This window comes from Streptomyces sp. NPDC019890, assembly GCF_044903445.1.
In the GTDB taxonomy this organism is placed as follows: domain Bacteria; phylum Actinomycetota; class Actinomycetes; order Streptomycetales; family Streptomycetaceae; genus Streptomyces.
The window spans coordinates 808,471-830,877 of sequence record NZ_JBJDQK010000002.1 but is presented as its reverse complement, the minus strand read 5'-3'; the positions used below and the strand labels follow the sequence as shown (position 1 = coordinate 830,877).

At 68.4% G+C, this 22,407-nt stretch carries 17 protein-coding genes; 15 read left to right on the top strand and 2 right to left on the bottom strand.

The genetic code is table 11. The features are described 5' to 3' along the window. Positions 1-82 precede the first annotated feature (82 nt). From ACI2LP_RS08100 to ACI2LP_RS08030, 15 genes are all read left to right on the top strand, one after another. Positions 83-643, top strand: coding sequence for a YqgE/AlgH family protein (locus ACI2LP_RS08100; protein ID WP_404723685.1), 561 nt, complete (start codon positions 83-85; stop codon positions 641-643). Between the two features lie 73 nt (positions 644-716). Continuing rightward, entirely contained in the window at positions 717-1,004 is a 288-nt protein-coding gene (locus tag ACI2LP_RS08095) for a DUF3039 domain-containing protein (protein ID WP_360880093.1), read from the top strand. A gap of 262 nt (positions 1,005-1,266) precedes the next feature. After that, positions 1,267-2,571 carry an extracellular solute-binding protein gene (locus tag ACI2LP_RS08090; RefSeq protein WP_404723684.1) on the top strand — a complete coding sequence of 435 codons (1,305 nt, stop codon included), beginning with the start codon at positions 1,267-1,269 and terminating at the stop codon, positions 2,569-2,571. A gap of 119 nt (positions 2,572-2,690) precedes the next feature. Further along, positions 2,691-3,716 (top strand): carbohydrate ABC transporter permease, encoded by a 1,026-nt coding sequence (locus ACI2LP_RS08085; protein WP_404723683.1) that lies wholly within the window; start codon positions 2,691-2,693, stop codon positions 3,714-3,716. Positions 3,717-3,718: 2 nt separating this feature from the next. After that, positions 3,719-4,552, top strand: coding sequence for a carbohydrate ABC transporter permease (locus ACI2LP_RS08080; protein ID WP_404723762.1), 834 nt, complete (start codon positions 3,719-3,721; stop codon positions 4,550-4,552). A gap of 4 nt (positions 4,553-4,556) precedes the next feature. Next, positions 4,557-6,242 (top strand): beta-N-acetylhexosaminidase, encoded by a 1,686-nt coding sequence (locus ACI2LP_RS08075; protein WP_404723682.1) that lies wholly within the window; start codon positions 4,557-4,559, stop codon positions 6,240-6,242. Between the two features lie 292 nt (positions 6,243-6,534). Further along, entirely contained in the window at positions 6,535-7,431 is an 897-nt protein-coding gene (locus ACI2LP_RS08070; protein ID WP_404723681.1) for an FAD binding domain-containing protein, read from the top strand. Continuing rightward, positions 7,428-8,762 carry a 2Fe-2S iron-sulfur cluster-binding protein gene (locus ACI2LP_RS08065; RefSeq protein WP_404723680.1) on the top strand — a complete coding sequence of 445 codons (1,335 nt, stop codon included), beginning with the start codon at positions 7,428-7,430 and terminating at the stop codon, positions 8,760-8,762. Before ACI2LP_RS08070 ends, ACI2LP_RS08065 begins: the two co-directional genes overlap by 4 nt. Beyond that, on the top strand, positions 8,759-11,074 hold the full coding sequence (locus ACI2LP_RS08060) for a xanthine dehydrogenase family protein molybdopterin-binding subunit (protein ID WP_404723679.1): 2,316 nt from the start codon (positions 8,759-8,761) through the stop codon (positions 11,072-11,074). Before ACI2LP_RS08065 ends, ACI2LP_RS08060 begins: the two co-directional genes overlap by 4 nt. Before the next feature lie 98 nt (positions 11,075-11,172). Beyond that, the gene (locus tag ACI2LP_RS08055; RefSeq protein ID WP_404723678.1) at positions 11,173-11,706 is read left to right on the top strand and encodes a hypothetical protein; all 534 of its coding nucleotides are present in this window, start codon (positions 11,173-11,175) and stop codon (positions 11,704-11,706) included. Positions 11,707-11,739: 33 nt separating this feature from the next. Next, positions 11,740-13,251: a hypothetical protein gene (locus ACI2LP_RS08050; protein ID WP_404723677.1), complete on the top strand. Its 1,512-nt coding sequence runs from the start codon at positions 11,740-11,742 to the stop codon at positions 13,249-13,251. A gap of 27 nt (positions 13,252-13,278) precedes the next feature. Continuing rightward, complete coding sequence (gene mycP, locus ACI2LP_RS08045) at positions 13,279-14,655, top strand: type VII secretion-associated serine protease mycosin (protein ID WP_404723676.1); 1,377 nt, start codon at positions 13,279-13,281, stop codon at positions 14,653-14,655. Positions 14,656-15,069: 414 nt separating this feature from the next. Further along, positions 15,070-15,315: a hypothetical protein gene (locus tag ACI2LP_RS08040; protein ID WP_404723675.1), complete on the top strand. Its 246-nt coding sequence runs from the start codon at positions 15,070-15,072 to the stop codon at positions 15,313-15,315. 32 nt (positions 15,316-15,347) lie between these two features. Continuing rightward, positions 15,348-17,108 carry an alpha/beta hydrolase gene (locus ACI2LP_RS08035; RefSeq protein WP_404723674.1) on the top strand — a complete coding sequence of 587 codons (1,761 nt, stop codon included), beginning with the start codon at positions 15,348-15,350 and terminating at the stop codon, positions 17,106-17,108. Further along, positions 17,105-17,692 carry a hypothetical protein gene (locus ACI2LP_RS08030; protein ID WP_404723673.1) on the top strand — a complete coding sequence of 196 codons (588 nt, stop codon included), beginning with the start codon at positions 17,105-17,107 and terminating at the stop codon, positions 17,690-17,692. The genes ACI2LP_RS08035 and ACI2LP_RS08030 overlap by 4 nt, the downstream gene beginning before the upstream one ends. Before the next feature lie 419 nt (positions 17,693-18,111). Here the strand turns inward: ACI2LP_RS08030 and ACI2LP_RS08025 are convergent, their stop codons facing one another. Continuing rightward, on the bottom strand, positions 18,112-20,154 hold the full coding sequence (locus tag ACI2LP_RS08025) for a PQQ-binding-like beta-propeller repeat protein (protein ID WP_404723672.1): 2,043 nt from the start codon (positions 20,152-20,154) through the stop codon (positions 18,112-18,114). Between the two features lie 27 nt (positions 20,155-20,181). Further along, positions 20,182-22,407 carry a protein kinase gene (locus tag ACI2LP_RS08020; RefSeq protein ID WP_404723671.1) on the bottom strand — a complete coding sequence of 742 codons (2,226 nt, stop codon included), beginning with the start codon at positions 22,405-22,407 and terminating at the stop codon, positions 20,182-20,184.

Below are 22,407 nucleotides of genomic sequence, written 5' to 3'. Positions count from 1 at the left end.
CCGGGTCGCGCCCTGAGCTGCGTCGGCTCACACTCCGCCGCCCGGCCCCCGCGGAGGGCGAAGATGCGGGATCATGTCTCGCATGACCGAGGTGTCCTCGCTCACAGGGCGGCTGCTCGTCGCCACTCCCGCCCTCGCCGACCCGAACTTCGACAGGGCGGTGGTTCTGCTGCTCGACCATGACGACGAGGGCTCCCTCGGCGTGGTCCTCAACCGGCCCACACCGGTGGTCGTCAGCGACATCCTGGAGTCCTGGGCCACTCTCACGGGCGAGCCCGGTGTGGTCTTCCAGGGCGGTCCGGTCTCCCTCGACTCGGCGCTCGGTGTCGCCGTGATCCCCGGCGACGAGGGCCCGCTGGGCTGGCGGCGGGTGTACGGGGCGATCGGCCTGGTCGACCTGGAGGCCCCGCCGGAGCTGCTCGGAGCGGCACTCGGGTCCCTGCGGATCTTCGCGGGGTACGCAGGGTGGGGCCCCGGCCAGCTGGAGGACGAACTGAACGAAGGCGCCTGGTACGTCGTCGAGTCCGAGCCCGGCGATGTGTCGTCGCCGCAGCCGGAGAGCCTGTGGCGGGCGGTGCTGCGGCGCCAGCGCAGCGAGCTCGCGATGTTCGCGACGTACCCGGACGACCCTTCGCTGAACTGACCGGCGGGCTGTCGGCGCCGCCGCGCGGGGAGGCCTGAACCGAACGGCCCCGGGGTGGGTACCCTTGGCAGTTATGAGCACTCTTGAGCCCGAGCGCGGGACAGGCACGGGGACCCTCGTAGAGCCGACGCCACAGGTGTCGCACGGCGACGGCGACCACGAGCGCTTCGCCCATTACGTCCAGAAGGACAAGATCATGGCGAGCGCCCTCGACGGCACTCCCGTGGTGGCACTGTGCGGGAAGGTCTGGGTGCCGGGGCGCGACCCCAAGAAGTACCCGGTCTGCCCGATGTGCAAGGAGATCTACGAGTCCATGGGCTCTGGCGGGGACAAGGACAAGGGCGGCAAGGACAAGAAGTAGTTCCGGTTGCTCCGGTGACTCCGGCTGCTCCGGCAGCTCGGTAGCTCCGGTCCTTCCGTGGGGACGGCCCCCGGGACGTGCATGCGTGCGCGCCCCGGGGGCCGTTCGTCGTTTGCGCTGCCGTTGCACGGGGTGCGTCTGCCGGTCACAGAGTGGTTGAGACCTCTTGTCCGGTTGTTGGTGCGGCCTTAGCCTCCTGCGTGTTGTGCAGTACGAAACGTGCGTTGCATATGTTGCAATGCCTACTCGTAGGGGATCACGCATGAAGCTCATCGCCCGAACTGCCGCCCCCGCGGCGGTGCTTGTGCTGGCAGGCCTCGCTGCCACCGCCTGCGCCCCCCAGACCTCCGACAACAGCGCCGAGAAGGACAACAAGAGCGGCACCCTGCGCGTCTGGCTCTTCCAGGAGGTCAACAACAAGCCCAAGGAGAAGGTCGTCGACGAGGCCGTCGCGGCCTTCCGCAAGGCGCACAAGGACACCGAGGTCAAGGTCGAGTACATACCCGTCGAGACCCGCGCCCAGCGCATCAAGGCCGCGTTCAATGATCCGAAGAGCGCGCCGGACGTGATCGAGTACGGCAACACCGACACCGCGGGATACGTCAAGGACGGCGGACTCGCCGATGTGAGCAAGGAATTCGACGCCTGGGACGAGGCGCAGGACGCCGACCCGACGGCGACGCAGTCGGTCACGGTCGCCGACAAGATCTACGGCGCGCCCTTCTTCGTCGGTGTACGCGCGCTGTACTACCGCACGGACATCTTCAAGGAGTTGGGGATCGCGCCGCCCAAGACGCAGGACGAGCTGATCGCCACCGCCAAGAAGATCCACAAGTCGAAGCCGGAGCTGTACGGGCTCGCGGTGGGCGGTGCGTACACCTATGGCGCGATGCCCTTCATCTGGGCCAACGGCGGCGAACTGGCGCAGAAGAGCGGCGGTTCGTACAAGGCCGCGATCAACAGCGCGGCCGCGCAGAAGGGCATCACGGCGTACACCTCGCTCTTCGGTGGCGACAACTGTCCGGCCGCGAAGTGCGCCTCGATGGGTGGCAACGCCACGGTCACGGCCTTCGCCTCCGGCAAGGCGGCGATGGCGATCGGCGGCGACTTCAGCCACCAGGCGGTGGAGGCGGGCGCGGCGAAGGGCAAGTACGCGGTGGTGCCGCTGCCGGGTGTGAAGGCGGGCTCGATCGCGCCGGCCTTCGCGGGCGGCAACAACATCGGCGTACTGAAGAGCAGTTCGCACCGCACGCTGGCAGTCGACCTGATGAAGCAGTTCACGGGCAAGGAGACGCAGCGCAAGCTGTTCGACGCGATGGGCTTCCTGCCGACGTACACCGATGTGCGGTCGGAGGTGGCGAAGAAGGAGCCGTTCGTCGCGCCGTTCGTCGCGACACTGGCCTCGGGCACGAGGTTCGTACCGGCGTCCCCGGGCTGGGGCCAGATCGACGCGGCGCTGGTGCTGCCGACGATGTTCCAGGAGATCGTGAGCGGCAAGAAGGACGTGTCGGCGGCGTCGACCGACGCGGCAAAGAAGATGGACGCGTCCTTCACCGCGGCGGGCTGACCGCGATGCCGCACAGCACGAACGGGGCCCCGGCGCCGTGGCCGGGGCCTGCGGGAGCGAGGGAGTCCGCTGCGGGCGCGGGGGCTGCGCCTGCGGGGGCGCCGGGGTCCGCTGCGGGCGTGGGCGCAGGGCCTGCGCTCGCGGGCAGCCCGCCCGCGGGCGCAGACTGGGCCACTCGCCCCACCGCCTCGCGCGCTGCCAACCCCCGTCCCCGCCCCCGGCGTGGGGGCGACCGTCCGAAGGCGTCCGCGGCTCCCCGGCGGCACCCGGGCCGCGGGAGCTTGACCCCGTGGATATATCTCGCGCCCGCGCTCGTCGTGATCGCCGCGCTCCTCGTCTACCCCATCTACCAGCTCGGCCTCATCTCCTTCCTCGAATACACCCAGGCCCAGGTCAGCGGCGGCGAGCCCACCACCTTCCAGGGGCTCGGCAACTACCGCACCCTCTTCGCCGACAGTCAGTTCTGGCAGGTCCTGCTCGCCACCGTGACCTTCGCCGCCTCCTGTGTGATCGCCACCCTCGCCGTCGGCTGCGCCCTCGCCGTCCTGCTCACGCGCGTCCGCGCCCTGCCCCGCCTTGCCCTGATGCTCGCGGCGCTCGGCGCCTGGGCAACCCCTGCCATCACCGGCTCCACCGTCTGGGTCTTTCTCTTCGACCCGGACTACGGACCCGTCAACCGGCTGCTCGGCCTCGGCGACTTCTCCTGGACGTACGGCCGCTACAGCGCCTTTGCCCTCGTACTCCTCGAAGTTGTCTGGTGCTCGTTCCCGTTCGTGATGGTCACCGTCTACGCGGGCATCAAGGCGATCCCCTCCGAAGTCCTGGAGGCCGCCTCCCTCGACGGCGCATCCCAGTGGCGGATCTGGCGCTCCGTCACCGCCCCGATGCTGCGCCCCATTCTTGTCGTCGTCACCATCCAGTCGATCATCTGGGACTTCAAGGTCTTCACGCAGATTTATGTGATGACGAACGGCGGCGGCATCGCCGGACAGAATCTCGTGCTCAATGTGTACGCCTATCAGAAGGCCTTCGCGTCCTCCCAGTACAGCCTGGGCTCCGCCATCGGCGTCGTCATGCTGCTGATTCTGCTGGCCGTCACCCTCGGCTATCTGCGACTGCTGCGACGCCAGGGAGAAGAACTGTGAGCATGCCCCGCATCCACCGCCCCTGGCGGCTCGCCGCCGAGGCATCCGCGCTTGTCATCGCGGTCGTTGTGGCCTTCCCCCTCTACTGGATGGCGCTCTCCGCGTTCAAACCGGCGGGCGAGATCCAGTCCACCGAAGCACGCCCCTGGACGCTTTCCCCTTCTCTCGACTCGTTCCGCCGCGTCTTCGAACAGCATGAATTCGGCCGCTATTTCCTCAACAGCCTGCTTGTCGCGGGCGTGGTCGTCGTCGCCTCCGCGCTGATCGCCTTCCTCGCGGCGACGGCCGTGACGCGGTTCCGTTTCAGGTTCCGCACGACCCTCCTGATCATGTTCCTGGTCGCGCAGATGGTTCCGATCGAGGCGCTGACGATTCCGCTCTTCTTCCTGATGCGTGACTTCGGCCAGCTGAACACCCTGGGCTCGCTGATCCTGCCGCACATCGCCTTCTCGTTGCCGTTCGCGATCTGGATGCTGCGCGGCTTTGTGAAGGCGGTCCCCGATGCCCTGGAGGAGGCGGCGTACATCGACGGCGCGAGCCGCACCCGCTTCCTCTGGCAGATCCTGTTCCCGCTGGTGTTCCCCGGACTGGTGGCGACCAGCGTGTTCTCGTTCATCTCGACCTGGAACGACTTCCTGTTCGCCAAGTCCTTCATCATCAGCGACACCTCCCAGTCGACGCTGCCGATGGCTCTTCTCGTCTTCTTCAAGCCGGACGAGAACGACTGGGGCGGGATCATGGCCGCGTCTACCGTGATGACCGTGCCGGTGCTGGTCTTCTTCGTACTCGTACAGCGACGCCTGGTCTCCGGCCTGGGCGGCGCGGTGAAGGACTGAGGCAATGACACTGACGGATCTCATCCCCGCGCCGCGCGCCGTCGAGGGCCCGCACCGCGGCGGGTTCCTGCCGGACCGCAACACCACGCTGTACGCGGGCCCCGGCACACAGACCACGGAGCGCTGGCTGCGCTCCACGGTCGGCGCGGCCCTCGGCCTTCCGCTCCCACCGGGTGCGGAAAGCGCCCGGAACTCCGTCAGGCTGTTGGTCGACGACAGCCTGGAGCCCGAGGCGTACCGGCTGAGCGTGGTGCAGAGCCGGGGCGTCGAAATCCGGGGCGGCAGCGGCGCGGGCGTCTTCTGGGGCGCTCAGACGCTGCGTCAACTGCTCGGCCCCGAGGCCTTCCGCCGCGCGCCGGTCCGGCCGGACGGTACGTACGGCATTGCACACCAGGTCATCGAGGACGCCCCCCGCTTCCGCTGGCGTGGCCTGATGCTCGACGTCTCACGGCACTTCCTGCCCAAGGACGACGTCCTGCGCCATCTCGACCTCCTCGCCGCCCACAAGCTGAACGTCTTCCACTTCCACCTCACCGACGACCAGGGCTGGCGCATCGAGATCAAGCGCCATCCCAGGCTCACCGAGATCGGCGCCTGGCGCGCACGCACCAAATACGGCCACCGCGCATCCGAACTCTGGGACGAGAAGCCGCACGGCGGTTACTACACCCAGGACGACATCCGCGAGATCGTGGCGTACGCAGCCGAGCGGCATATCGGCGTCGTCCCCGAGATCGACATCCCCGGCCACTCGCAGGCCGCCATCGCCGCATACCCGGAACTGGGCAACACCGACGTCATCGACACGTCCTCCCTCACCGTCTGGGACAACTGGGGCATCACAGCGAACGTACTCGCCCCCACTGACAACACCCTCCGCTTCTACGAGGGCGTGCTGGAGGAAATCCTCGGCCTGTTCCCGGCAGCCACCTCGCCGTTCGTCCACATCGGCGGCGACGAGTGCCTGAAGGACCAGTGGAAGGCATCCCCGGCCGCCCAGGCCCGGATCAAGGAGCTGGGCCTGAAGGACGAGGACGAACTCCAGTCCTGGTTCATCCGGCACTTCGACCGCTGGCTCGCCGACCGCGGCCGCCGCCTCATCGGCTGGGACGAGATCCTGGAGGGCGGGAGTCGACAAGGGGTACGAGCGCCCGGAGGCGAGACGACGGAAATGGGTCTGTCCGCGGGCGCAGCCGTCTCCTCCTGGCGTGGATACGCCGGCGGGATCGCCGCCGCGGAGGCCGGCCACGACGTCGTCATGTGTCCCGAGCAGCACGTGTACTTCGACCACCGTCAGCACGGCGGTCCGGACGAGCCGATGCCGATCGGATACGTACGCACGCTTGAGGACGTCTACCGCTTCGAGCCCGTACCGCCGCAGTTGTCCGCCGAGGCCGCCGCGCACATTCTCGGCACCCAGGCCAATGTCTGGACCGAGGTGATGCAGGACCGTTCCCGCGTCGACTACCAGGTCTTTCCGCGCCTCGCCGCCTTCGCCGAGGTCGCCTGGTCCGCTCTGCCCGCCCCCGCCGAGCGCGACTTCGCCGATTTCGAGCGTCGAATGACCGCCCAATACAAGCGCCTTGACGCGCTCGGCGTCGGCTACCGGCCGCCCGGCGGCCCGTTGCCGTGGCAGAAGCGACCAGGTGTGCTCGGACGCCCGATCGAGGGTGCGCCCCCAAACGTGTGAGCCCGGCTCGAAGTCATATCTCCCGTGCCCGGGAGCCTGGGAACGTGTAGGGGCCGCCGTAAGGAATATGTCGTACATGGGTCGCCGAAGAGTGGCAATCCGCGTGTGGCGGCGACGGTGTTCCAAATCGGACCATCGTTACGAGCGAGTGCATTAGGTGCAGATGCACCCTTCGTGGACCCTCTCGTCGGTCGGCTCGGAAGATGTGCCAGAGTTGCCACGTCCGGGCTGTGAGCACGTACGGTACGGCAACACAGGCGGGACAGCCGGGACACCGGGAAGGGGCATCTGGGTGACCACGCACGCACCGCAGACGGCGCAGTCGGTGACGCTGCCGGCTTCGCTCGACGAGGCCGTGGCGGCTCTCACCGCCATGCCCGCTGCCGTGCCCGTCGCGGGCGGCACGGACCTCATGGCCGCCGTCAACAAGGGCCTGCTGCGCCCCGCCGGACTGGTCGGCCTCGGCCGTATCAGCGAGATCCGCGGCTGGCGCTACCAGGACGGGCACGCGCTGCTCGGCGCCGGACTCACCCACGCCCGGATGGGGCGGCCCGACTTCGCGGCCCTCATCCCCGCGCTGGCCGCCTCCGCGCGCGCGGCAGGGCCGCCCCAGATCCGCAACGCCGGCACCCTCGGCGGCAATATCGCCACCGCCGCCCCGACCGGCGACACCCTGCCCGTGCTGGCCGCCCTGGAGGCGGACCTGGTGATCGCGGGACCCGGCGGCACACGCCGCGAGATCCCCGTGTCGCACCTGCTGGCAGGCAGAGAGATGCTCGGCCCCGCCGAGCTCATCGGCTTCGTACGCGTCCCCCTGCTGCACGCCCCACAGGTCTTCGTGAAGGCGACGGGACGGACCGGCCCCGGACGCGCCGGTGCCTCCGTGGCGGTCGTGCTCGACCCGGCGCGGCGCGGTGTGCGCTGCGCGGTGGGCGCCATCGCGCCGATGCCGCTGCGGCCGCTGGAGGCGGAGCGGTGGATCGCGTCGCTGATCGACTGGGACGGCGAGCGGGGGCTCGCGGTCGAGGCGCTGGCGGCCTTCGGCGAGTACGTGGCCGCGGCGTGCATCCCGGACCCGGCGCCGGCCGCGCAGGGCGAGGAGCAGGCCGTGCTGCCGCCCGCCGTACTGCATCTGCGGCGTACTGTCGCCGCACTGGCCCGACGTGCACTGGGGAGGGCGCTGTCGTGAGCAATGAGGAGAACCCGCACGAACTGCCGCACGAGCTCCCGCCGGAGCAGGGGGGCTGGCAGCCGATTCCGCACGGCGGTGAGTACGACGCCGAGGCCACGGCCTTCCTGCAGCTGCCGCCCGAGGGCATGCTGGACGCGGCGCCGCTGGCGGCGCCGGGCCACGGTTACGTACCGCCGCCGATCACGCCGCTGCCGCCGTCCGCCGCGGCCGATCCGGGAGCGACGGGCAACTGGGAGCCGCACCGGGCGACCGAGGAGCCGGGGGCGGTGCAGTGGCCGGAGCCCGAGTCCGCGCGCGCGGAGGCCATGGACCGCCATGCCACCGGCCAGTGGACCTTCACGGAGCAGGAGCCTGCCCCGGTCCCGTCCGCCTCCGAGCTGACCGGCCAGTGGACCATCCCGGTGGCGCCCGGAGACCTGCCGGAGGAGTCCGGCGAGTTCACGACGACGGCGCTGCAGTCCCAGTGGAGTACGACGAGCCCGCCCGCGAACCTGCCGGGCGGTGCGCCTGCCCCGTGGGCGCCGTCGCCCGACGCCCCGGCGACGCTGCCGGGCGGTGCGCGTGCGCCCTGGGCACCGGAGCCGGACGCCGTCGAGGAGCCGGAGCCCGAGTCCGAGCCGGCGGCTGCCGAGGCGGCCGCACCGGAACAGGTCGCGGACGAGAGCCCTGAGGAGGCTCCCGAAACCGCACCCGATGCGGCCCTGTCGGACGAGGGCCCCACAGAAGGCCCCACCGGCACCGACGAACACCCGCCCACCTCCTACGTCCTGCGCGTCAACGGCACCGACCGCCCCGTCACCGACGCCTGGATCGGCGAGTCGCTCCTGTACGTGCTGCGCGAGCGCCTCGGCCTCGCCGGCGCCAAGGACGGCTGCTCGCAGGGCGAGTGCGGCGCGTGCAACGTCCAGGTCGACGGCCGTCTCGTCGCTTCCTGCCTGGTCCCCGCGGCGACCGCCGCCGGCTCCGAGGTCCGTACGGTCGAGGGCCTGGCCACCGACGGCGAACCCTCCGACGTCCAGCGCGCTCTTGCGGCCTGCGGCGCGGTCCAGTGCGGCTTCTGCATCCCCGGCATGGCCATGACCGTCCACGACCTCCTGGAGGGCAACCACGCCCCCTCGGAGCTCGAGACGCGCCAGGCCCTGTGCGGCAATCTCTGCCGCTGCTCCGGCTACCGGGGCGTCCTCGACGCCGTACGCGAAGTGGTCGCCGAGCGCGAAGCGAGCGCCGCGGCCGCCAACGAGGCGAGTGAGGAAGTCCGCATCCCGCACCAGGCGCCCCCCGGCGCAGGTAGTGTGCAGCACCACCCGCACGACGGAGGCATGGCGTGAGCAACGACGCGGCCACCACCGCGACGCCCCAGTCGGCCGGCGCTCCTCAGAGCGAGCAGCCGGCTCACGGCCTCGGTGCTTCCCTCCCGCCTGCCGACGCGAGGGCGAAGACCGAAGGCACGTTTCCGTACGCCGCCGACCTGTGGGCCGAGGGCCTGCTGTGGGCGGCGATCCTGCGCTCCCCGCACCCGCACGCGCGTATCGGCTCGATCGACACCTCGGCGGCGCTGGAGATGCCCGGCGTACGAGCCGTGGTGACACATCAGGACATTCCGGGTGATTCGTCGTACGGAAGACGTATCGTCGACCGTCCCGTCTTCGCATCGGAGCTCGTACGCCACCACGGCGAGGCGATCGCGGCAGTCGCCGCGGACCACCCGGACACCGCCCGCCTCGCGGCGGCGGCCATCGCTGTCGAGTACGAGGTACTGGACCCGGTCACCGACCCAGAGAAGGCCTTCGCCGCCGAGCCGCTGCACCCCGACGGCAACCTCATCCGCCACATCCCGCTGCGCTACGGCGACCCGGATGTGACGGGCGAGGTGATCGTCGAGGGCCTGTACCGCATCGGCCGCCAGGACCCGGCCCCCATCGGCGCCGAGGCGGGCCTCGCCGTGCCGCGCCCGGACGGCGGCGTGGAACTGTACGTCGCGTCCACCGACCCCCACACGGACCGCGACCTGGCGGCCGCGTGCTTCGGCCTGGAGCCCGACCGGGTCAAGGTCGTGGTCACCGGCGTCCCGGGCGCGACGGGCGACCGCGAGGACCCCGGCTTCCAGCTCCCACTGGGCCTGCTGGCGTTGAAGACCGGCTGCCCGGTCAAGCTGACGGCGACCCGCGAGGAGTCCTTCCTCGGCCACGCCCACCGCCACCCGACGCTGCTGCGCTACCGCCACCACGCGGACGCCGAGGGCCACCTGGTCAAGGTCGAGGCCCAACTGCTGCTGGACGCAGGCGCGTACGCCGACGCCTCCTCCGAATCACTCGCGGCCGCGGTCGCCTTCGCCTGCGGCCCCTACGTCGTCCCGCACGCCTTCATCGAGGGCTGGGCGGTCCGTACGAACAACCCTCCCTCCGGCCATGTGCGCGGCGAGGGAGCAATGCAGGTGTGCGCGGCCTACGAGGCCCAGATGGACAAGCTCGCCATGAAGCTGGGCCTCGACCCGGTGGACCTGCGCCTGCGCAACGCGCTGGCGACCGGAGACATCCTCCCCACGGGCCAGACGGTCACCTGCCCCGCGCCCGTCGCGGAACTCCTCCAGTCCGTGCGGGACTTCCCCCTCCCCACCCTCCCCAAGGACACCCCGGAGGCGGCCTGGCTCCTCCCCGGCGGCCCGGAGGGCGCGGGCGAACCCGGAGCCGTGCGCCGAGGCGTCGGCTACGCACTGGGCATGGTCCACATGCTGGGAGCCGAAGGCACCGACGAAGTCTCCACCGCAACGGTCAAGGTCCACGACGGCGTGGCCACGGTCATCTGCGCAGCCGTCGAAACCGGCCAGGGCTTCTCCACACTCGCCCGCCAGATCGTCCAGGAGACGCTGGGCATCGAAGAGGTCCACGTGGCCTCGGTCGACACGGACCAGCCCCCGGCCGGCCCGGCGGCCCACGGCCGCCACACCTGGGTCTCGGGCGGCGCGGTCGAGCGCGCGGCGAAGATGGTCCGTACGCAGCTTCTCCAGCCCCTGGCCCACAAGTTCGGGATGTCGACGGAGCTGCTCCAGATCACCGACGGCAAGATCACGTCGTACGACGGCGTGCTGTCGACGACGGTGACGGAGGCGATGGACGGCAAGGAACTGTGGGCAACGGCCCAGTGCCGCCCCCACCCCACCGAGCCCCTCGACGACTCCGGCCAGGGCGACGCCTTCGTGGGCCTCGCCTTCTGCGCGATCCGCGCGGTGGTCGACGTGGACATCGAACTCGGCTCGATCCGCGTGGTCGAAATGGCGGTGGCCCAGGACGTCGGCCGCGTGCTCAACCCGGCCCAACTGGCTTCCCGCATTGAGGCGGGCGTGACCCAGGGCGTCGGCACGGCCCTGACAGAAAACCTCCGCACCTCCCGCGGCCTGGTCCGCCACCCGGACCTGACGGGCTACGCACTCCCGACATCCTTGGACGCCCCGGACATTCGCATCGTGAAACTGGTCGAGGAACGCGACGTGGTGGCCCCCTTCGGCGCGAAGCCGGCGAGCGCGATCCCGGTGGTCACTTCCCCGGCGGCGGTGGCTTCAGCGGTACGCGCGGCGACGGGACGACCGATCAACAGGCTCCCGATCAGGGCTCAGGCGGCGGTGGCGGTTCCCAACTCGTAGCCGTGTGATGCGCATTGCATGTGCAATCCAGGGGTGCGAGGTGTCAGTGTTGCTCGGTACAGTGATCCCTGTAGACGTGTGTAAACGGGGAGGCGTTCGTGGCGGAGGACAGCGGGCAGGGGGCGCTTGGGGCGTTCAGTGCGATGCCGGTGATGGGCGGGGCATTCGCGATGGTGGCTGCCGTCAAGGACCTGGTATACGAGCTCGGCGAGATGGACAGCTTCAAGAAGCGTGTCGATGAGCTCCTGAAGATGCTGAATGAGTCCGAGGCTGCACCTGACAAGGTCGGGGCGGATCGGCTGGAGCGGGGCAAGCTGGGAGGTGGCAACTTCAAGGAGGCCGGCTTCCTGTACGAGTCGTACAGTCTCGTTCACACTGAGCTGGAGAATCTCTCCAAGGTGCTCGGGATGCAGATAGAGGGCATGCACCTCGCCGTCCAGGCCTCCCAGACGGGGTACGACAAGATCGATGAAGACATTCGCTCCCGGATGCGTGCCTTGAACGCCAAAATCGAAGCTTATTACGACAAGGATCGCGATCCGTACGCGAACCAGGTCACCAAGAGCAAGAGCGAAGCTGCACCGCAGAGCCAGCCGTCCGACTCGGGAACTGCCGGTCAGGACGGCTACTAGTGATCAAGCGAACGCACACGGGGGTGATGCGACATGGGTAAGCCAAAGCCGACGCCTGGGCACACGGCATTCGAATCATTGAGCCATCAAGAGTTGATGGCCCTGCTCTCATCGGCCAACCACGAGACGGCGACGCGTCTCGCCGGGAAGCTGGCCGCGGCAGCCAAGACCATCACTGAGATCGGCGACGACCTCAAGACCCGTGTGGGACTTGTGAGGTGGGAAGGCAAGGGCGGCGACGCATTCAAGGAGTGGGGCAACCAGACGGCGAGCGCCACCTTGCATCTCGGAAAGTACGCTGAGACCGCTGGCAAGTGGCTGGACCAGGTCTCCGTCGCCATCGCTGAAGCGCACTCGCAGATGCCGCCGCTCTCGGAGACGACAAACGCCCAGAGCGACCTGAAGAGCGCTCAGGAGAATCTGGAAGCAGCCAAGAAGAACCGCAAGGACACGGATTCGCGGACGGTAGAAAAGACGGCTCAGTCGGATGCGACCGGTGCCCAGGCCCGCCTCGACTCGACTCATGCCGAGGCTGCGCGGCAGTTGCGGAAGCTCGCCGAGACGTATGTTCAGTCGGGTACTCAGATCAACCGGCTGGAACCGCCGACGTTCCCGCCTCCGGCGAACCACCTGCCGGCCAGCCAATGGGTCAGGCCTCAGGAACACAAGGCATTGCCGGGGCAGACCTCCTCGAGCCAGAGGTCGACCGGGACCGCTACTACGGCATCCCATGCGCGTGCCGATTCAACGGCCGCAAGGGACGGCTCCAACGTTGCGGTGCCTGTCAACCACGGCAAGGTGACTCCGGACCGGCCGGTCGGGATGGAGATCGACAGCGTGGCGACGCTGCCCGAGACTCACGCCACGCCTCCGGGAACGACCAGCAAGGTTCCACCGGTAGCTGGTAGGCCTGAGGGTCCGGGCGTCCCGCCGCCAGAGATGATCCCGCCCACGTTCGGTGGCAGCAAGTCAGCCATGCCCAACACCACTGCGCCCGGGAGGGGCTTTCCCAGCGCTCGGGGTATCGTCCCGCCGGGACAGGCGGGAATCAACTCACGAATGCCGCGTGAAGGCATCGTCGGTGGCCGTCAGGTCGCGCCAAACACGGGCCGTCCCACTGGGCTTCCCCGAGGCACGGTGATCGGCCAGGAAGGGAACGGCCGCGGACCGATGGGTCGCACGGGCACGGGCGGCATGCATGGCGGACATCCCGGAGGAGGCGCCGGTCCGAACGGCATTTCCGGTGGCCGTCGGCTGGCGTCCGAAACCGGCGGTGTTGTCGGTGGACGGCAGCAGAAGCCCGGGCAAAACAGTGCTCGGCCGTTCACGCCCGGCGGCTCGGGCCTGGTCCGAGGTGCTAACCCGAACAGCACCGAGGGTGCGCACTCTGGACAGGCAGGCCGGGCCGGAGCGGTCTCCCCGGGGTCGCACGGCCCCAACTCTCGCCGTGATGAGCAGAACGGTCAGCGTCCCGACTACCTGTCGGAGGACGAGGAGACCTGGCAGCAGGGCAGCCGGCCCGTAGTCCCACCGGTCATCGACTGATCTCCCACGGATTGGCATAAGGAACAGATGCGTACCAGCAGTGAGCGAGCCATCGGCTTCAAGTCCGTGGCATCGGCGGTGATGGGGCTCGCCCTGCTGGCCATCGCAGCGACTCCGGCTCACGCCGAGACCGTGCGGGACCAGCAGTGGCACCTCGACGCCATGAAGGCTGATGAGATCTGGAAGATCAGCAAGGGGAGCGGCATTACCGTCGCCGTGCTGGATTCGGGTGTGGATGACACCGTGCCTGATCTCCGCGGGCAAGTCCTGAAGGGGAAGGACCTTTCTACCTTTCGGGGCGATGAGAATGTGGACATCGACAACCATGGCACCGGGACGGCTGCGTTGATCGCAGCTACCGGGAGCCGAGGACCAACGCTGGGTTCGTACGGCCTTGCTCCCGGCGCGAAGATCCTTCCTGTTCGAATCCCCTATGCGCAGGAGAGGTGGGCGCAGAATGGGAGCGGGAAGAGCTTCGCGGAGGGAATGAGCGAGGCCATCCGCTTTGCCGCTGATTCGGATGCAAAGATCATCAACATCTCCGTTGCGAGCAACGAAGGTGGGTCTCCTGAACTCACTCGAGCTGTCAAGTACGCGCTCGACAAGGGAAAACTGATCTTCGCGGGCGTGGGCAACACCGGCGACAAGGGCAATGAAGTCGAGTACCCCGCAGCAACGCCGGGTGTCGTCGGCGTGGCCGGTGTGGACAAGAAGGCAGCACGATGGTCGAAGTCGCAGTGGGGCCCGCAGGTGGATCTTTCTGCGCCCGCTGAGGACATCACCAATGCCTGTACCGGAGGATCGCAACTCTGCGAGGGCAGCGGAACGAGTGCTGCGACTGCACTGGCATCAGCGTCCGCGGCCGTCATCTGGTCCAAGCATCCGGACTGGACGAACAACCAAGTCCTTCGGGTCATGCTCAACACGGCAAGCAAGCCGGACAACGGCGCCAAGCGGAGTGACTACATCGGCTATGGCGTCGTCCGCCCGCGCATCGCGCTGAAGACCCCCGGCGACCCCGGCCCTGCCAATGAGTACCCGCTCCCGGACCTCGCGGCCGCCGCCCCCAAGTCCCCCTCCTCGGACGGCTCCAAGGCTGCTGGCGGGGCCGAGTCCGACAAGAAGCAGCCGGACGCCGCGGCGGCTTCGTCCAAGGACGGCAGCAATACCGGCCTCTGGATCGCAATCGGCGTCGGCGCGGCCGTCCTCATCGGCGCCGCAATCGCCGTCCCGCTGATCCGCTCCCGTCGCCGCGCCGCAGCCCTTCCGTCTGCGCCCGCCGCAGCGCCCGGACCGTACCCGAATCAGCCGCAGTTCCCCCCGTCCTACGGTCCGCCTCAGAGCGGCGCTCCCGACGCCAACTCTCCGTACGGCGGCCATCAGGGGCCCGGCCAGCCTGGGTGACCTACCCGTCTCCACTGAGCCTGGCCGCTCTTGTGGCCGGGGGGCTCGGATGGTATGGCCGCGGGCTGTTTGTGCTTCGAGATGCCCCATCGCAGTTGCGCACGGCGGTACCCCCTCGGATAGCGTTTCCACGCGCAACAGCTGTGACGGATGAACACGATGAGACGGGGGACGGTCGTGGCGAGCGAGACGCAGCCGCAAAGCCTGCAGCACCTGATTGAGCTGGAAGGACAGCAGACATCAGGGAGCCGGCCGGCGGATCCAGGTTCTGCGAGCGGTGCAATGACGCTTGCCTCGGCAGAGCCGGACGGTGGCGGAGGCGGCGACGGTGGCGACGGGCTCAAGCACACCGAGGGCCCTTGGACGCACGGAGCCACGGTCGTTGGTGAGCTGAAGACAGACACCAATACCGGCTTGACCAAGCTTGGGCAAGGGCACGAGGGAGTCTCCACCGGCACCGAGGGACTGGAGACCACCGCCGCGCTCAGCGCCGTCCTCTATACGTGGCAGCAACGGCTGAAGACCGTCCGGGACGAGTGCGGGAACCTGGAGGCTCCCCTTCGCCTTGTGGCCAAGGACCAGGGGGAATTCGAGAGGTACACCGTCGGCAAGTTCACTCAGGCTGTGCCCGCTGAGGGCCGGGACAAGGGCGGGCGGTAACGGCGATGGTGTCCTTGCCGGAGCTGAGGGACATGAAGCTGCGGGAGCTCCTCGAGGCGGCCCAAGGCTGGGCCGATGTGAGCAACCGGGCGTATACGTCCCGCAAGAGAGTCGACCACGAAGTAGTGGCCAAGCTGACCGATACTCAGAAGGGCATGGCGGCCATGTTCGCCACGTACCGCCTGGGCCGTCTCAGCCGTAACTATCAGTACATCCACACCGAATGCGGACTGATCGAGGCCTCGCTGAGCGGTCTTGCTCAGGAACTGGCCGCTCCCCAAATCCGTCTACTCACGGCGCTGGCCAAAGCCGATCACTACAAGTTCACGGTGCATGACGACGGTTCGGTGAGTTACCCGGCAGCGGGGGACGAGATCGACGGCCAGCAGCCTCAGGGCGACACGGCCACAGGAGCCAACGGCTTCTTCGGGCGGGCGATCAAGGCACCCGCCGCAATGATGAACCCCAACCCGAACGCCGCGAAGGCACAGGAGATCGCCGACGACATAGCGAGTGCTCTCAGTGAAGCGACCGAGATAGACGGCGAGTACGCCGCGGCTGTGCGGAGGCTCAAGGCGGAACAGGGACTCGAGGTCACCGAGAACACCTGGGCCGACGTCAGCGGCGACGCGAAGGCCGTCCATGGAGCGGCGGACGACGTCCTGAAGGACGACATCCCGACGGGCAAGACCCCGGCGGAGCGCAAAGTGTGGTGGGACGGGCTCACCGAGCAGCAGCGGATCGAGTATCTGGCCGTCTACCCCGACACCGTCGGCAACCTCGACGGAATCCCGGCCGGGGCGCGTGACGAAGCCAATCGCAGCTACATGCCACAGCTGATGGGCCGGCTTTCGGAGCAGGGCGACGAGGCATCGCAGACCAAGCTGGCAGGCCTGCGGAAGATCGACGAGCAGCTCAGGGAGGGAAGTCAGCCTCCCATGTATCTCCTGGGCATCGGTGATCAAGGAAACGGCCGCGCGATCGTCTCGTACGGAAACCCGGATACGTCGAAGAACGTGTCGGCGTATGTCCCCGGGCTGAGTACCAAGCTCGACGAGGAGTTCGCCGGCGGCACGCTGAAGCGCGCGCGGGACACGGCGGTTGGTGCTCAGGAAATCGATCCGTCCAGCGCCTCGATCGTCTGGCTCGGCTACGACGCACCGTTGAGCGTGGACGTCGCGACCAACGAGGACGCAAAGAACGGTGCCCCCGCCTATCAGAGCTTCATGGGCGGGCTGGCGGCGACCAACGAGAACGCCGACCCGCATCTCACCGCCATCGGCCACTCGTACGGCTCGCTGACTGTCGGTACGGCGACTCAGCAGCCGGGTGGCATGCCTGACGTCGACGACATCATCCTTGTCGGCAGCCCTGGTGTCGGCGTGGATCACGCGGAGGACCTGGGAGTCCCCAAGAACCATGTCTTCGTCGGCGCCGCGGAGAACGACCCCGTCACCAAGGCACCGTCCCATGGCTCGGTCGTCGGCGGCATTATTGGAGGAGCGACCGGATTCGTCGTTGGAGGTCCCGGAGGAGCGGTTGCCGGTGCCGGCATCGGTGCGGATCTGGGTGACCCGGGCGACGACGACAACTGGTTCGGCAAGGACCCGGCCAGCGAGAGCTTCGGGGCCACCCGGTTCAGGACGGAAGACGGACCGAACCCTGTCCGGCACCTCACCCTGGAAGCGCACTCGAACTACTTCAACCCCGACAAGGATCAGATGTCCGCGGACAGCATCGCCAATATCGTGGCCGGCAATCCCGGCGGCATCACCCCGGAGGCCCGTCGATGAAGGCACGTCTCGCTGCAGCCGCGGTGCTGGCACTGCTCGCCACTGGCTGTGGCCTCACGGGAACGTCGGAAACGTCGGGAAGCGGGGAAGAGCGAAAGGCTCCGGATATGAACATGCAAGAGGCGGCAGAGCGCGCCGATACGCTGTTGATCGACACCATCAACTCGATCAAGCCTCCAGTGAAGTGGGCGTACGGCATTTCCACGGACGGTGGCTGCGAGGTGTCCCGGAGGATCTCCGTGACCACTGTCATCTCGCCTGAACGTAAGGGGAGTTTCCTCGGGGTGGTGGAGCGCCAGTGGGAAAAGAGCGGATTCACGCACCGGGGAACGAACAAGAGCGAGAAGACTCCGGCGACGTACTTCCTGACCCCGGACGGTTTTCAGATCAGGGTGCTGTTCGGCTACCAGGGCCAGGCGCACTTCGAGGTGGCAACGCCCTGCGTGGAGAAGTCCGACGTCGAGCCGCCGAAGCAGGTGCCGGGTGGGCCCACCTACGACGGTAAAAAGGCTCCGCTGCCCAGCGAGAAGTCGGACTTCTGGTCCGCGGACACACCTGTCTCGGGAGCATCGCCCAGCAGCTGATCGCTCCTCAGGCGCAGCTCAGCGCGTGCTGCGACCTCGGTGGGCGGGCGGCAGCCCCTGCACAGGCCCGGGGCTGGAGCGCGGAAGGCGCGGTCGCAGCGGTCGCAGTTCTGGAGCGGGTCCGGGCGGGCCTGTTCCGCGAGAGCCGGGAACGGCGGTGGTGCGGTTGTCGAGGCCGAGCCTGCACTGCCAACAGGCATATGTGCCAGCCAGGTTGGGGCGGATCACTCGTGTGAGTGATGGGGGATGGGGGTGGGTGGGAAGGGTTCTCTCCCAGGAATCTTTACTCCTTGGCGTCGCGCCACACCGGGCCTAGGTGCACCGAGTCGTGGGAACCCTCAATGCGGTCAGAGCGGTGTGGACTGGTCATTTCTCCCAGACCTTGTTGCAGCGCGAAGGGGCAAGCGCGGTCCCTCCCCTCAGCCTCCCGACACGGTCGTGACGGTCTCCGCCTGAAGCAGAAAGAGCTGCTTGCCGTTCGACGTCAGTTTGAGCGACTTGACGCTGCGCTGAGCGTGGCTCCAGGCGGGCTTGCCCGTCGTCTTGTGGAGTGCCACGGCGTCGAACGACTTGGGGTCCTTGTCCTTGCCAGTCACCTCGCAGACGTAGTCGCCCAGGATCTGCGGGGCGTAGTAGGTGATGTTGGGAGCCTTCAGCTCGCGTGCCCAGACCTTCGTTCCGTCGCTCACGCGACGACAGTGGAGTGTTGACTCGTCGATTGCGTAGACGTGCTTGCCGTCAATCGTGGCCGAGCCCCACCCGAACAGACCTGAAACTGACGTGGAGGGGACGGACCACACGTCCTTGCCGTCCTTCAGCCCGACCTTCTTCAGCGACTTGCCTCCGAGCACGACCGTGTCGCCATCGATCGCCGGTACCCCGGAAATGTCACCTACGGCTTTTCGGTCCCAGACCTTCTTGCCCGAGTGCTTGTCGAGTGCGGTGACCGTGCCGCTGTCCGAGTAGAGGATCACGTGGTTCCGGGCAGCTGCGGCGTAGCCGGATTCGAATGACGAGGTCACTGTCCACAGAACCTTCCGGGTGGTCGTATCCACCGCCCGGATTTTCTTGTCCCGGGTCACGACGAAGAAGGCCGACTCGTTCACCGCGAGGAGCACGGCGGCGCCAACGTCCGCGGTCCACTGTTCCTTGCCGGTGGACGGATTGAGGGCATACACCATCCCGCCGGCATCCGCGGCCAGGAGCAGGCCATTGGGGAGTACTGGGAATTCGGACGACGGGGTGATGTTCACGGCATCCCACCTCCTCTTGCCGTCGGCCGCGCCGTACGCGACCAGACCGCCGTCCTTCGCTCCGAAGATCAGAACGTCACCGACGGTCCGTGCGGGTGGACTCCAGGGGTCCGCGACCGGAAGTGGACCCCACATCCGAGTTCCGGCGGGCTTGCCCGCGCCACCCTTCGACGAGGATGAATTCCGTTCCGGCTTGCCGCCCGTTTCGTCGCCGCTCAGCAGCCAGGCGGCGGTGCCTCCTCCCGCCACCAGCACCGCTGCTCCGGTCGCGAGCCCGGCCAGAAACCGGCGGCGATCCGGAGATGGCGTCATGGCCGTACCCGGGTGGGTGGCCAACTGACGTGCTCCGGTTTCCCGTTGCCGGATGTCGGTGGCCAAAGGCCCCTGCTGCCAGATTCGTTCGCCTCGCCGCGGCGGTGCGAAGGCCGTACGGATCTGCTCCGGGACAGGCCGGAAGGATGGGTCCTTCGTCATGCAGGGGCCGATGAGCGGGCGCAACTGGTCCGGCACCTGACTCAGGTCCGGTTCCCCGTGCACCACTTCGTACTGTACGGCTGCCACATGGGGACCGTCGTACGCCCGTCGGCCGCTCGCCGCGTACGCCAGTACGGCGCCGAGGGAGAAAACGTCCGCCGCGGGCCCGACGCGCTGGCCCAGTACCTGCTCGGGAGCGCCGTAGCCCGGTGTCACCGGAACCTGGCCGGTGGTTGTGAGCGTGAGGCCGTGCTCCGGCCGCGCGATGCCGAAGTCGATGACGCGAGGGCCTTGAGAGGTCAGCACGATATTCGCGGGCTTGAGGTCGCGGTGGATCAGGCCTGCGGCGTGGATGCTCTGAAGCGCCTCGGCGAGAGATGCGGCGAGCACGCGCACGGCTTCGTCGGGCAGCGGCCCGTACGAAGCGACAGCCTGATCCAGGGTGGGTCCCGCGAGGAACTCCGACGCGATCCACGGGCGGCCGCCCTCGGTCTGGGCGGCGAGGACGCGTGCGACCCCTCGGCCGGTGACGGCACGTGCGGCCTCGGCCTCGCGAAGGAAGCGCTGCACCAGGTTCTGGTCATGGGCGAGTTGGGGAAGCAGGACCTTGACGGCCGCGGCTCTGCCTTCGTTGTCGTGCCCGAAGTACACCTTGCCCATGCCACCGGCGCCGAGTACGCCGACCAGGCGGTAGGGACCGAGTCGGAGTGGATCGCCGGGACCGAGCGGGTTCATTCACGTGTCCTTATGTTTCTTGGCTGTTCAGTATGTGATGTCGAAGCGGATGGCCAGGACCTGCTTGCCGTCCGCCAGGATCAGGCGCTTGGAGCCCTCGTGGAGGCAGAGGCTCGGCGCACTGGGCTTGAAGGACCAGGTTCCTGTCTGTTTGCGGATCTCGGAGGCATGTCCGCCGGTCTCGCCCACGAAGAACATGTAGTCGTTGCCTACCGCAGGTGGAACCCGGATGTCGGGATCCTCGATCGACTTCGTTCCCCAGCGCAAACGTCCGTCAGCTGCCGACAGGACAACAACACCCATGCGCTTCTCGGCCGTGTACACCATCCCCCTTTTCAGGACCGGCGTGCCGTACGAGCCTGCGGCGCGGCCCTCGCCGAACGTCCAGCCGACCTTGCCGTCGGTGAGCCGGAGTGCCTGGACCAGGTCGCCGCCCACATACACATGGCTGTCGTCCGCGGCGAGTACGCCGGGCCTGAGCGGAGTGTCGTCGGCGTCCGCCTTGGCCACGGTCGCCTCCCACACAGGTACCCCTGTCGTCGCGTTCCTGGCGCTGATCTGGAGGGCCTTTTCGTCCTTCGCCGTTCGGCACAGGACCAGGAGGCCCCCGACCAGGGCGGACAGCATGAAGTCGGCCGGGCTGTTCATGTCGTACGAGGGAATGGGGAAGCTCCACAGCTGCTTCCCGGTTCCGAGGGCGACAGCCATGACGCTCCAGCTGCCCGACTTCACCGGGGCCGAATCAGCCGGTGTGCCCTTCCGGGCAATCAAGTAGACCGCGGTGCCGGAGACCCGCAGCAGTGCCGCCTCCTGCAGAGGTTTGTCCCACTTGGCGAACGAGGCGGCGGGTGTGGTTCGGCCGCTGGCGGAGTCGACGGTGTGGAGCGCCAGTTGGTGCCCGTGAGACCCCCCGGGCAGCAGCGCGTATATCTTTTTCCCATCGACTTGAACATGTCGGGGGTGCTTCACGGTGTCCGTGAGCCAGCGCCGCTCCCCGCTCACGGCCGTGAGGCCGATCAGCCCGTTGTCGGTCATCATCGCGACCATCTCATTGACCGCCATCGGTGCGAGCAGGAGCGGGCTGGTCCTGATGTTCTTGCGCCAGATCTGACGCCTGTCGGCGGGTTCCGTCGGCGAAGGAGCTGCCGATGTTGCGTTCCCGTTGGACACAGGGCTCGCCTGGGCACCCGATGAGGCGGTGCTGCCACTGGGGCTCTTGAGCCATGACCATGCGCCCGCGCCCGCCGCTGCTACCGCGAGTGCCGAGCCGCTTGAGATCGCCAGTATCTTGCGACGAGTCATGCCGGACGGGGCGGTGGAAGGGACGGTCGGGGCGAGGGCGTGGTCCGCGGGGGGCGGGAGCCGATACGGCTGGTGCTGCCACACCTCGGTGGCCCGGCGGGTGATTTCCCCCAGGAGGGTGTCCGGGAGGTGGTCGGCGAACTGTCCTTGGCCGTCGTGTAGTTGGGCGGCAAGCTCCGAAGTGCTGGGTCGCTGGGCCGGGTCCTTGGACAGGCAGCGGGTCAGGATCGGGATCAGGGATTTGGGGACGCCCGTCAGATCCGGGTCGGCGTATCGGACGCGGTAGAGCAGGTCCGCAGCCTGGCCCGTGCCGAAGGCGCCGTGGCCCGTCGCCGCGTACGTCAGTACGCCCGCCAGAGCGAAGACGTCACCGGCGGGGGTGTGCTCCTGGCCCGTGGCCTGCTCCGGAGACATGAACGCCGGCGTGCCCGCTGCCGCTCCCGTACGGGTCAGGCGGTCGTCGCCCGCCGCTCTGGCGATGCCGAAGTCGATGATCTTCGGGCCGTACGCCGTGACCATCACGTTGGAGGGCTTCAGGTCACGGTGAACGACGTCCGAGGCGTGGAGCTGGGACAGCGCCCCGGCGAGGGCTGCGCCCAGCGCCCGCACCGATGCTTCGGGCAGTGGGCCGGAGAGCGATACCGCATCATCGAGGGGCGGGCCCAGGACGTACTCCGTTGCCAGCCAAGGCGTTTCGGCGAGCGGGTCCGCGTCGACGACTGTTGCTCCGTGGTGGCTGCCGATGATGCGTGCCGCGTCTGTCTCCAGGTGGAATCGGGTGCGGAAGGCGGGATCCGTGGCGATGCCCGCGTGCATCGTCTTCAGGGCGAGGGTACGGCCGCCTGCCGAGCGCGCCAGGTACACCGTGCCCATGCCGCCGCTGCCCAGACGGGCGATCAGGCGGTACGAACCGAGTTGGGCAGGGTCGTCGTGTGTCAGGGGAGAGAGCAC